Here is an 11,453-nt window from a genome sequence, read left to right as displayed (position 1 = left end):
TGAAATTTACACCTGCTGGCCGCAGTTGGGACAGAATTTGTAATGCTCTTCGCCTACAGGTTGATGGCAGGTCGGGCAGTCCTTGGTGACGGGTCCCAGTTCGACCAAAAGCTCCCCTTCCTTGACCGGAACCATCTTGCGGTCATTGGCGTAATCAGCATTCTTGATCACCCGCTTGATAATGCCGTCCAAGGGCGCGGCCACGGTCTTTTCCTGCTTCATGACGGAGATGTTGAAGAGCTCCTCACCGGTCTTCACGTAGTCGTTGGGCGAGACGTGCATGACCCACAGGTCGCCGGAGACCGGCGCACCCACATGGTAGGGATTGCTGGGATCGGCCATCTCGACCTGGCTGGCCGGGCCGCCCTGGGCGGCAGCCACCGGGACCTGGTGGCTGAGGATTTCCGAATCCAGGACATACCGCACGGTGGCCATGCCGCTGACGTCGGGACGCGAAATGTCAAGGAGCGAGAGGTGGTGCGGCTTGTCCTGGCTGTCCGAGAACGTCAGCTCTTCACCCTGCTCCAGGCCCTCGAACCAGACATCCAGGGGCAGGCGGTTGGCATCACCAAATTTCTTGCGAAATTCCATGGTCTTGAGCGCATCGCCCGGATGGTTGAGATAGAGCACGAACTCCTCATTGGAGGGTTCCCGGCCAAGCTGCTTGGTGAGCGCCGCCATCTCGGCGTCCATGTCGATCTCGCCCAGGGCATCCAGCGGCGACTCCTCGGTGCGTGCCTCGATGGCCCCCTTCCAGTCGGCCCCGAAAGCGCTTTCGTAGACCCAGTCCGGCGGGAACCCGAGCGGCATCTTGCCGAACTTGCCGAGAAGCAGATTGCGGAAGGCGTCGTTGCAGTTGGCGTAAAGCAGGAGCCGGTCGTGCTTGGCCGCCGGGGTCAGGCACTCGTCAGGATGTTCGGACACAACCTCGAGGACTTCGAGCATGTCCTTGACCGCCCGCTCGCCGCCGACCTTGTAGGCGCTGGTGACGGCCAGGAAGGCGGTATTCCAGGTGATCTGGGAACCGGGCGTGACGTCATGGTAGCGAACGATCTTGCGGGTGCCGGCCAGGAACTTGAGCATATAGGGCAGCAAGTGGATGTAGCCCTGCTTCATGGCCCCTTCCTGGGACGAGCTGGTGGCCCCGCCGGGCATGGCGTGCTCCACGACGTCGTAATCGATCCCCTGGAAGTACGGAGCGGTATAACGGTCGTAATAGGGCATGATCTGCTTGAGCACGAAGTTGGCGGCCCGGATCATATCCTTATTTTCATTGGTCAGGGCCACGGGCACACCGAGGTCTTCGCCGATGTAGGCCGCGGTGGAGAGCACCTCGCCCTGGCCGTACCAGCGCACGGATGCGCCGATGGCCGTGTCCACGATGTGGCAGCCGGCCTCGGCCGCCGCGCCCACGGCCGGAACGAACAGGCCGTCGGTGTAGTGGCGATGGTAGTCGATGACCAGTTCGGGATAGGCCTTGCGGATGGCGGTAATAAGTGCCTTGACGAAACGCGGCGGACACATGCCGGCCATGTCCTTGAGGCACAGGATAATGCTTTTGGCGGCCTTGGCCTTGGTCATGCCGCCGGCCTTGGCTGTCTGGTCGAGAATGGCCTCCAGCACACCCAGGTAATGGGGCACGTCAAAGCCCCGGGCATAGGACAGGGAGATGGCCGGTTCGAAGATGATGCCGGGCCGGGACAGGGCGACCTCGGCAAACGGATACATATTGTCGATGTGATTGAGGAAATCAAAGCAGCGGATGATGTCGTAATGCTCGCAGATCATCTCGCCCGTCAGCCGCATGAGGTTTCGCGGCTGGGGCTTGTAACCAAGCACGTTGGTCGAGCGGATGAGCAGCTGCTTCATGGTCTTGGGCGCAAACTCGTTCCACTTGGCCGCCTCGGTAAACGGGTAGGTCATGTTGGCCATCATGGCCACGTGGAAGTGCGCGCCGCCGCCGTTTTCGAGCGAGAAAAAGCCGCAGTTGTCGAGATACGGCCCGACCAGTTCGTCCTCGGCCAGCCGGAAACGGTTGCCGCTGTTGGACTGGGTGATGTCCCGGGTGGTGGTGTCCACAAAATGGACCTTGCCGGAGTCGCGCACCATGTCCAGGGCGGCCTGCCGGTCGCCGCGCGGGTAGGGGCTTTCCGGGCTGCGCAGGTCCACCTCGGGCAGATGGGGGGTAAACCGGCCCAGGCGGTAGTCTTCACGGCCCCGGTATTTGCCGAGCTGGACGTGGGGGTTGTAGCCACGGGCCGCGATTTCGGCCACGAGCCAGGACAGGCGCAGGGCTTCGGGCTCCTCGTCCAGGTAATTGAGCAGATAGGGATTCTGGTTGATGAACTTGGTGTCGAAGTCGCCCTTGATAAATTCCGGATGGCGCAGAATCTGGCGATGAAACGGAATGGTCGTCTTGAGGCCGCCGATGATGTACTCGCGCAAGGCCCGTTCCATGACCGAAACGACCTTGGGCCAGTTGCGGCCGTAGGAAATCAAAAGCGCCCCGGCCGAATCATACTGGGTGGGGAATTCGTAACCCGCCGTCAGGCAGGAGTCGAGCCGGATGCCCTGGCCGCCCGGGGACAGGTAGCGGGTGACGGTCCCGGCGTTGGGAGCAAAATTCTGCTTGGGGTCTTCGCAGTTGATGCGCAGCTGCATGGCCTGGAGCAGCGGGCGCGTATCAGCGCAGTTAAAGCGCAGCTTGCCGCCAAAGGCGATGTTGATCTGCTCTTCGACCAGATCCACGCCGTAGCGGCATTCGGTGATGCCGTGCTCCACCTGGAGCCGGGTGTTGACCTCGATCATGTACGGTTCGCCGTCGGCATCGACCAGAAATTCCACCGTGGCCAGGGAATAATATCCGGTCTCGCGCACAAGGCGCTCGCCGTAGTCCTTGAGGCGCTGGCGCAGTTCTTCGGTCATGCCGCGCCAGGGCGACGGGGTGATCTCCACGAGCTTTTGGTGGTTGCGCTGCACGGAACAGTCGCGCTCGTCAAAGGCGAAGACATTGCCGAAGCGGTCGCCGGCCACCTGGATTTCGATGTGGCGCACGCTGGTCAAAAGCTTTTCGACAAACAGGTGCGGGTTGCCGAACGAGGCCTGGGCCATGGCCGAGGCCTTGGAAAAGGCGGACTCGAGCTGGGCCTCGGAATAAATTTCGTAGATGCCCCGGCCGCCGCCGCCGCCCTCGGCCTTGAGCATGATGGGGAAGCCGATTTTTTTGGCAATTTCCCGGGCTTCGGGAATAGTTACCGAGCCTTCGGAGCCGGGCACGACCGGGATGCCCAGATTCATGGCCAGCCGACGGGCCTCGACCTTGTTGCCAAGGCTCTTCATGGCCTCGGCCGAAGAGCCGATGAAAATAATGCCGGCTTCGGCGCATTTGCGGGGGAATTCGCAATCTTCCGAGGCAAATCCCCATCCCGGATGGATGGCCACGACGCCGCGGGCCTTGGCTTTCTTGATGATGCCGTCGATATCCAGGTAGGCTCTGGGATCAGGGCCCAGGGTGATAAGCTCATGGGCTCCGGCCGTCGCCGGGGACGTCATGTCCACATCGGTGACGGTGAGCACGGGGATGGCGCGAAGCCGTTCACGGATGGAACGCAGAACCCGCCGGGCGGAAATGCCCCGGTTGGCGACCAGAATCTTCTTTCCTTCAACTTCGGAAAGCACTTCCTGAAACGTCTTGGCGATCATGCTGTCCTCTGACCCCTGGGGGCGACCTGTCCATTCGCTTAAAGAGTGACGATCCGGCGGGGGCCGGCATCAAAGGAGGGATATACTCCCGCTATGAAGCGTCAAATCCTGCCCTGGGCCGGAATCAATACGTCTCAGCCGAAGTCCCCCGTCCTCGGCCAAACCAATGATCCGCGCCCGAAAACCATCCGTCCCGCTCTCGCGCACAAACACTTCCCGGCCAAGCCATGCTAGGCGCTGCTCGACAAAACGGGATAAGGCATTTGAGTCTGATAGCGCAACGCACTGGAGGTAGCAGGTTTGCCCGGACTTCACAAGGTCGCTCCACAGCGTAACCGCGCCCGGGACCTCGCCAAACACCTGCAAACTGGCGGCCGGGGCGGCGTGATCCCGACGAAGCAACGCCGCATCGGGCGCGCTGGCGAAATTTATACCGATTCCGGCCAGGATCCGTCCACCCCGCTCTTCCAGCAGGATGCCGCCGATTTTCCGGTCGCATACCAGCAGATCGTTTGGCCATTTCACCTGGGTGGGAAACCCCCGGTCATACAGGGCATCCGACAGGCAGGCCCCCACCACCACCGGGGCCATGGCCGCCAGATTGCCGCTGGCCACGGGCCAGGCCAGGGCGGCGTACAAATTTCCCGGGGGCGAAACCCAGTCCCGGCGCATCTGGCCCCGGCCCCGGGTCTGGGACACGGCCACCACCGAGGCAAAAGGCGGCAGACACCCGGCTGCGGCCAACTCCCAGGCCACATCCAGGCTCGACGCGCACGGGCCGACAAGCAACACGGCGTCGGCCGCAGCCCCGCCCGGCCCCAGAGCCTCAAGCCAGCGCCCGGCCGCCGGCCCGTACTGCGGGCCAAGGACCACTTCGCGCCAGGGAGCCAGGCGAGCGGCATCGGCTGCCCAGATCGGATGGCAACTAGCCAATATTTCAGGCGAAATCTGTCCGGCCAGAGCCTCGTCCCCCGAGGTTCGCAGCCAGATGCCGCCGCCGGCGAAGGGGTTTTGCATTCCCTTTGTCTGTGCCCCTGGATTTTTCAAGGGTTTTGGGCCAATGTCCGCCCCGGAGTTAAGCATGAAACGGTATCTCGTAGGCGGCGCGGTCCGCGATATTCTTCTCGGCCGACCGGTTGTGGACCAGGATTACCTCATTGTCGACGCAACGCCCGAGGCGTTTGTCCGACGGTATCGAAGGGCACGGCAAGTCGGCAAGACCTTTCCGGTTTTCATGCTGGGCAGCGCCCAGTATGCCTGGCCGCGTGGGGATGACATCAACGAGGATCTGCTGGCCAGAGACCTCACCATAAACGCCATGGCCATGGGCGATTCCCGGCACATTGCCGGGCGGCTGCATTTCCATCCCCTGGCCCTGGCCGATCTGCGCGACCGGCTGCTGCGCCCGTGCGGCGAGATGTCGATGTTCGACGATCCGCTGCGGGTCTACCGGGCGGCCCGGTTTGCCGCCTCGTTGCCGGATTTCTCGCCCCATCCCGAGCTTATTGCCCAGATGCGGGCGGTTGCGGCCTGCGGCGCGCTGTCCGATGTTTTTGCCGAGCGGGTGGCCCAGGAAGTGCGCAAGGCCCTGGATGCGCCCATGCCGTCGCGATTTTTCTCGCTTCTGGCCGAAACCGGCTGTCTGCTGCCCTGGCTGCCCGAACTCGAGGCCGCCCGCCACATTCCGGCCGGGCCGCCCGAATTCCATGACGGCAGCATTTTTGCCCACATGCTCAAGGTGGTGGACAAGCTGGCCGGAGAACCGCTGGCCGGCTGGATGGCCGTTTGCCACGATCTGGGCAAGATCACCACGCCCCAGTGCGAATGGCCGCGCCATCACGGCCATGACGACCGGGGTGTGGCCATTGCCGAGGAAGTCGGCCGCCGGCTCAAGCTTCCCAACCGCGTGCGCGAGGCCGGGGTGGCGGCGGCCAAGCTGCACATGAAGGCGGCGCGCTACCAGGAACTGCGGGCCGGCACCCGGGTGGACATGCTCAGCTGGCTGCACAAGCATGAGATGGTGGAACCGCTTTTCGCGTTGGTCCAGGCCGACAGCGGCCATGACATCTTTCCCCTGGCCAAGCGCGACCTCAAGGTCATGCTCTCGGTGCATCTGCCCGGCCGCCAGCGCCAGCGCGGGCCGATCTCGGGCGAGCGGCTGCGCAACCTGCGCTGCCAGAAACTGGCCGAGCACGACAAGTCCCAGGGCCGCTCTCCCGAAGGACACGGGGACAGCGACGCCCCGCTGGAATTGCCGGGCGACTGATAGCGTGGGCAAAAGGTGTTTACGCCGTGACAGGATACGGTGACTCTTCGCCGCCAAGGAGGTTTCCGTGGCCCTCGACCTGACAAGCCTGGCCAAGGCCATTGATGCCCTGGCCCGGTCCCTCGACGCCACAGCAAGCGGCCTCGATGCCATCGACGAGGCCTTGCGAGACACCGTTCAGGCAGGAATTATTCAACATTTCGAAGTCGCTTACGAGCAGAGCTGGAAATATCTCCAACGATGGCTTCGGGAAAACGCCGCGCCTGACGCAGCGGATTTTCCCAGGTCCCGCAAGGACCTGTTTCGACAGGCCGCCCGGTACGGACTCCTGGACGATCCCCTGCCCTGGTTTTCCTTTGGCGAGGCCCGAAATCAGACCTCCCACACCTATGATGGAGCCACAGCTCTGGACGTGTACGCCGTGGCCCGGCAGTTCCTGCCCCACGCCCGCACCCTGCTGGCCCGGCTGGCCGAGCGCAATGATTGACCTTGACCCCGGACATCTGGCCGAAGTCCGGCGCATTCTGGCCGAACACCTGCCGGGAGTGGGCGCTTTGGCCTATGGTTCGCGGGTCCGGGGCACGGCCCGCCCCTTCTCCGACCTCGATGTGGCCCTGTGTGCCGCCGCCCCGCTGCCGCTTTCCCGCCTGGAGGCCCTGCGCGACGCCTTTGCCGCCTCCGACCTGCCCTTTCTCGTTGATGTTGTGGACTACAACGCCGTCTCACCGGCCTTTCGCCACAGAATTGACGCCTGTTGCGTCCCGGTTTTCCCGGCCTGACTCTGCCCCCCTGCCTTGGTCCATAAAAAAAAGCCGGGACGGCGAACCGTCCCGGCAGTGGATAGCTTTTGGATGCCGCAGTGTTGCGGCCAGCCCCGGAGTCGGCCTAGTGGCGATGCTCCAGGCGGTATTCTTCCTTGAGCAGCGATTCGGACAGGGGCGCGGCGTTTTCGTCGCGGCCGCAAAAAAGGCGGGCCTGCCCCTCGCACACCAGGGCGTTGGAGAGCACCTCGTCCATGCTCTCGACCTTGATGATCTCCATGTCCTTGAGGATCGGCTCGGGCACGTCTTTCAGGTCTTTTTCGTTCTCGGACGGGATGAGCACCGTACGGATAAGGCCCCGGTGGGCGGCCAGAAGCTTCTCGCGAAGGCCGCCGATGGGCAGCACCCGGCCGCGCAGGGTGATCTCGCCGGTCATGGCGATGTCGTTTCGCACCGGAATGTTGAGCAGGGCCGAAATGACCGTGGTGGCCAGGGTAATGCCGGCCGACGGGCCGTCTTTGGGAATGGCGCCCTCGGGCACGTGGATGTGCATGTCGATTTCCTTATGGAAATCCGACTTGAGGCCATACAGCCCCGAGCGCGAGCGCAGGTAGGACAGCGCCGCCCGGGCCGACTCCTGCATGACGTCGCCAAGCTTGCCGGTGATCTCCACCTTGCCCGTGCCGGGCATGATGGCCGCTTCGACCATGAGCAGTTCGCCGCCGACCTCGGTGTAGGCCATGCCGGTGCACAACCCGACCTTGGGCGAAGGCTCCATCTCGCCGTGGCGATGCTTGGGCACGCCGAGGTAGGATTCGAGGTTGGCCGAGCTGATCTCAAAGCCCCCTTCCGATTCCTTGCCCTCGACCAGCTTTCGGGCCACCTTGCGGCAGACACTGGCGATCTCGCGTTCAAGATTGCGCACGCCGGCCTCGCGGGTATAGCGGCGGATGATGGTCACCAGGGCGTCGTCGGTCAGGGTGATGTTGTCCCCGGACAGGCCGTGCTGTTCGATGTTTTTGGGCAACAGAAAACGGCTGCCGATCTGCGCCTTCTCGGTTTCGAGATAGCCCGGAATGCGGATGATCTCCATGCGGTCCTGCAGGGGCAGCGGGATCGAGTGCAGGGAGTTGGCCGTGGTGATGAAAAAGATCTTGGACAGGTCGTAGTCCAGATCGAGATAATGGTCGTTGTAGGCGTAGTTCTGTTCGGGATCGAGCACTTCGAGCAGGGCCGAAGAGGGATCGCCCCTGAAATCCGTGCTCATCTTGTCCACTTCGTCCAGGCAAAAGACCGGGTTGTTGAACTTCACGCGTTTGAGCGACTGGATGATCTTGCCCGGCAGCGCCCCGACATAGGTGCGCCTGTGGCCGCGAATCTCGGCCTCGTCGCGCACGCCGCCAAGGGACAGGCGGACGAATTCCCGGCCCATGGCCCGGGCAATGGACTTGGCCAGAGACGTCTTGCCGACGCCCGGAGGGCCGACCAGACACAGGATGGGTCCCTTGATGCGGTCCACGAGCTTTTGCACGGCCAGAAACTCAAGGATACGTTCCTTGGGCTTGTCCAGGCCATAGTGGTCGGTGTTGAGGATGGCCTCGGCCGCCAGGATGTCGAGATCGGTGTCCTGGTAGACCTGCCAGGGCAGATCCAGAATCCATTCCACGTAGTTGCGCACAACCGTGTATTCGGCCGAAGACGGCGGGATCTGGCGCAGCTTTTTAATCTCGCGCAGGGTCTTTTCCCGCGCCTCCTCAGGCATGTTCTTTTCTTCGAGGCGCTTTTCGAATTCAACGGCCTCGGCAGCAGGATCGTCCTCGCGGCCCATCTCTTTGTTGATGGCCTTTATCTGTTCGTTTAAATAGTACTCTTTCTGGTTCTTCTCCATCTGCTGCTTGACGCGGTTTTTGATCCGCTTTTCGATGGAGGATATTTCGATTTCGCCCTGGAGAAAGGCATAGGTCTCTTCCAGGCGGCGCATGGGTTCGAGCTCTTCGAGCACGCCCTGCTTCTTGATGTAGTCCACCTTGAGGTGCGGCATCACCGCATCGGCCAGACGGCCCGGGGAGGTGATGGAATTGATGGCCAGAATGGTTTCCGGGGCCAGCTTCTTGTTGATGCGGCCGTAGTGCTCGAGCGACTCCTGGGTGGCCCGGATCAGCGCATCGGATTCGGGACCATGGGTCTCCTCTTCCGGCACCCGGCGCACCGTGACCATGGGATAATTGGCGTCCTCGCCCATGGTCATGGTCTCGGATTCCCACTCGGCCCGGTACAGGCCCTCGAAAAGCACCTTGATGGTGCCGTCGGGCAGGCGCAGCATCTGCAGAATCTTGCTCACCGTGCCCATCTCGAAGAGGTCTTCGGAGGTGGGCTTTTCGGTTTCCGGCGAACGCTGGGCGACCAGAAAAATTTTCTTGTCATGGGCGGCGACGGCCTGTTCGATGGCTTTGATCGAAGCCTCGCGGCCGACGAAAAGGGGGGCTATGGAACGCGGAAACATCACGACTTCCCGCAGGCTCATCATGGGCAGACGTATGGTCTCGGCGGCGAACCGGTTGTTATCGAAGGTAAATCCAGTCATGCAACCTCCCGCTCACGGGGTTTATTTCGGCTCGCGCCACCGTCGGACCGGGTGTCACCCGATCCGGCGGCAAGGCGGCAGAAAGTGAGGTAAGGCCGGATAACCCGTTGTCAAACGAGAGGAGACAGGGGTGTCAGGCCGTTTTCACTTCCTGATGATAAAACAGAAGTGGTTCGATGCCCTTTTCCACCACAGCCTTGTTGACCACGCACTCCTTGACGCCGGACAGCGACGGCAGCTTGTACATGATTTCCAGCATGATGGTTTCCATGACGTTTCGAAGGCCGCGTGCGCCGGTTTTGCGTTCTATGGCCTTGTGCGCAATAGAATCCAGGGCGTTTTTGGAGAAACGCAGCTGCACCTTGTCCAGTTCGAAAAGCTTCTGGTACTGTTTGACCAGGGCATTTTTCGGTTCGGTCAGGATGCGCACCAGGTCTTCCTGGGTCAATTCTTCAAGGCTCGTCAGGATGGGGATACGGCCGACAAATTCAGGGATGAGCCCGAACTTGATCAGGTCGGCCGGATGGGCCTGGGTGAGCAGCTTGGACATGTCGTCGTCGTTTTTGGCCTCGACCTTGGCCCCAAAGCCCATGGCCGAGCCGCGCATCCGCTGGCCCACGATCTTTTCCAGGCCGATGAACGCGCCGCCGACGATAAACAGGATATTGGAGGTGTTGAGGCGAATGAATTCCTGCTGCGGGTGCTTGCGGCCCCCCTTGGGCGGAATATTGGCTTCGGTTCCCTCGATGATCTTCAAAAGGGCCTGCTGCACGCCCTCGCCCGACACGTCGCGGGTAATCGACGGGCTGTCGCCCTTGCGCGCGATCTTGTCGATCTCGTCGATGTAGATGATGCCCTTGCTGGCCGCCTCGATGTCGTAATCGGCGTTTTGCAGCAACTGGACCAGGATGTTTTCCACGTCCTCGCCCACGTAGCCGGCCTCGGTCAGCGTGGTGGCGTCGGCGATGGCAAAGGGGACGTTTAGAATCCGGGCCAGGGTCTGGGCCAGCAGCGTCTTGCCGGAGCCGGTGGGGCCGATCAGCAGGATGTTGCTCTTGTCGATTTCGACGTCGTCGGCGCCGGCGGCGCTGGCGTAGTAGACGCGCTTGTAATGGTTGTGCACGGCCACGGCCAGAATCTTCTTGGCCTGTTCCTGGCCGATGACGTAATCGTCGAGCAGGCGTTTGATCTCGGCGGGAGCCAGCAGCTTGCCCCCCTCGGTCTCTTCGCTGACGGATTCCTGGGCGATGATCTCGTTGCAAAGGGCCACGCATTCATCACAGATATAGACATCCGGGCCGGCGATGAGCCGCTGCACCTCGTCCTGGTTCTTGCCGCAAAACGAGCAACACAACTCGCCCGACACGGTACTTTTCTTCCTCGTCATACGGGAAAACCCACCCTGCCCGGCATTCCGGGCCATTTTAACCGCCAACCAGTCCTAGGCCTGTTCGGGTTCCTTTTTTCCAAGCGGTTCCCTGGTGGTCAACACCTTGTCGATAAGGCCGTACGCCACGGCTTCCTCGGCGCTCATGAAATTGTCGCGCTCGGTGTCCACCCTGATTTTCTCGATATCCTGGCCGGTATGGTGGGCCATGATCTCGTTTAAGGTGTCACGGGTGCGCCTGGTTTCCTTGGCATGGATCTCGATATCCGTGGCCTGTCCCTGGTATCCGCCAGAGGGCTGGTGGATCATGATGCGGCTGTGCGGCAGGGCGTAGCGCATTCCCGTGGCCCCGGCGCAAAGGAGCAGGGCTCCCATGCTGGCGGCCTGTCCCAGGCACAGGGTGGAAACCGGCGGCAGCACGTAGCGCATGGTGTCGTAGATGGCCAGCCCCGACGAGACAACGCCGCCCGGGGAATTGATGTACATGAAAATTTCCTTCTCGGGATCCTCGGATTCGAGAAAGAGCAGCTGGGCGCAGATCAGGTTGGCAATGTGGTCGTCGACAGCGTCGCCAAGCAGGATGATGCGGTCCCGAAGCAGCCGCGAATAAATGTCATAGGCACGTTCGGTGCGACCGGTCGTTTCGATGACTATGGGGATGGTGGCCATCACGTTCCCTTTGGTATGCCGGGGGCGACGGCTTGCGACGGTTTTGTCCGCAAACCGCGACCGCCACGACCGCCCGGCTTTGTT

The 11,453-nt window shown here is 62.2% G+C and carries 8 protein-coding genes; 3 read left to right on the top strand and 5 right to left on the bottom strand.

The window, feature by feature from the left end:
* Window positions 1–6: 6 nt before the first annotated feature.
* On the bottom strand, window positions 7–3,702 hold the full coding sequence (locus DVDV_RS03420; RefSeq protein WP_075353313.1) for a pyruvate carboxylase: 3,696 nt from the start codon (window positions 3,700–3,702) through the stop codon (window positions 7–9).
* Between the two features lie 69 nt (window positions 3,703–3,771).
* Entirely contained in the window at window positions 3,772–4,719 is a 948-nt protein-coding gene (locus tag DVDV_RS03415) for a biotin--[acetyl-CoA-carboxylase] ligase (RefSeq protein ID WP_075353312.1), read from the bottom strand.
* 64 nt (window positions 4,720–4,783) lie between these two features.
* Between DVDV_RS03415 and DVDV_RS03410 the strand changes: the two genes are divergently transcribed.
* The 3 genes from DVDV_RS03410 (at window position 4,784) to DVDV_RS03400 (ending at window position 6,747) form a co-directional block, all read left to right on the top strand.
* Window positions 4,784–5,968 carry an HD domain-containing protein gene (locus tag DVDV_RS03410; RefSeq protein ID WP_075353311.1) on the top strand — a complete coding sequence of 395 codons (1,185 nt, stop codon included), beginning with the start codon at window positions 4,784–4,786 and terminating at the stop codon, window positions 5,966–5,968.
* Between the two features lie 67 nt (window positions 5,969–6,035).
* Window positions 6,036–6,455 (top strand): HI0074 family nucleotidyltransferase substrate-binding subunit, encoded by a 420-nt coding sequence (locus DVDV_RS03405; RefSeq protein ID WP_075353310.1) that lies wholly within the window; start codon window positions 6,036–6,038, stop codon window positions 6,453–6,455.
* The gene (locus DVDV_RS03400) at window positions 6,448–6,747 is read left to right on the top strand and encodes a nucleotidyltransferase family protein (RefSeq protein WP_075353309.1); all 300 of its coding nucleotides are present in this window, start codon (window positions 6,448–6,450) and stop codon (window positions 6,745–6,747) included. The genes DVDV_RS03405 and DVDV_RS03400 overlap by 8 nt, the downstream gene beginning before the upstream one ends.
* A 106-nt stretch (window positions 6,748–6,853) precedes the next feature.
* On the opposite strand, the gene lon is transcribed toward DVDV_RS03400, so the two are convergent.
* The 3 genes from lon to clpP all read right to left on the bottom strand — a co-directional run bounded on the left by lon (window position 6,854) and on the right by clpP (window position 11,369).
* On the bottom strand, window positions 6,854–9,313 hold the full coding sequence (gene lon, locus DVDV_RS03395; RefSeq protein WP_075353308.1) for an endopeptidase La: 2,460 nt from the start codon (window positions 9,311–9,313) through the stop codon (window positions 6,854–6,856).
* A gap of 133 nt (window positions 9,314–9,446) precedes the next feature.
* Window positions 9,447–10,700, bottom strand: coding sequence for an ATP-dependent Clp protease ATP-binding subunit ClpX (gene clpX / locus DVDV_RS03390; protein WP_075353341.1), 1,254 nt, complete (start codon window positions 10,698–10,700; stop codon window positions 9,447–9,449).
* A 54-nt stretch (window positions 10,701–10,754) separates the two neighbouring features.
* Window positions 10,755–11,369, bottom strand: a complete 615-nt coding sequence (clpP, locus tag DVDV_RS03385; protein ID WP_075353307.1) for an ATP-dependent Clp endopeptidase proteolytic subunit ClpP — start codon at window positions 11,367–11,369, stop codon at window positions 10,755–10,757.
* Window positions 11,370–11,453: the final 84 nt, after the last annotated feature.

It is taken from the genome of Desulfovibrio sp. DV (assembly GCF_001936595.1).
GTDB lineage: Bacteria > Desulfobacterota > Desulfovibrionia > Desulfovibrionales > Desulfovibrionaceae > Solidesulfovibrio.
The sequence above is the reverse complement of the archived record's forward strand: the minus strand, read 5'-3'. Positions and strand labels throughout refer to the sequence as shown.

What these genes read in the sequence shown, in the direction of transcription:
- DVDV_RS03410 (WP_075353311.1), top strand. Translation starts at nt 4,784, where the DNA reads ATGAAACGGTATCTCGTAGGCGGCGCGGTCCGCGATATTCTTCTCGGC.
- clpP (WP_075353307.1), bottom strand. Translation starts at nt 11,369, where the DNA reads ATGGCCACCATCCCCATAGTCATCGAAACGACCGGTCGCACCGAACGT.
- clpX (WP_075353341.1), bottom strand. Translation starts at nt 10,700, where the DNA reads ATGACGAGGAAGAAAAGTACCGTGTCGGGCGAGTTGTGTTGCTCGTTT.
- DVDV_RS03400 (WP_075353309.1), top strand. Translation starts at nt 6,448, where the DNA reads ATGATTGACCTTGACCCCGGACATCTGGCCGAAGTCCGGCGCATTCTG.
- DVDV_RS03420 (WP_075353313.1), bottom strand. Translation starts at nt 3,702, where the DNA reads ATGATCGCCAAGACGTTTCAGGAAGTGCTTTCCGAAGTTGAAGGAAAG.
- lon (WP_075353308.1), bottom strand. Translation starts at nt 9,313, where the DNA reads ATGACTGGATTTACCTTCGATAACAACCGGTTCGCCGCCGAGACCATA.
- DVDV_RS03415 (WP_075353312.1), bottom strand. Translation starts at nt 4,719, where the DNA reads ATGCAAAACCCCTTCGCCGGCGGCGGCATCTGGCTGCGAACCTCGGGG.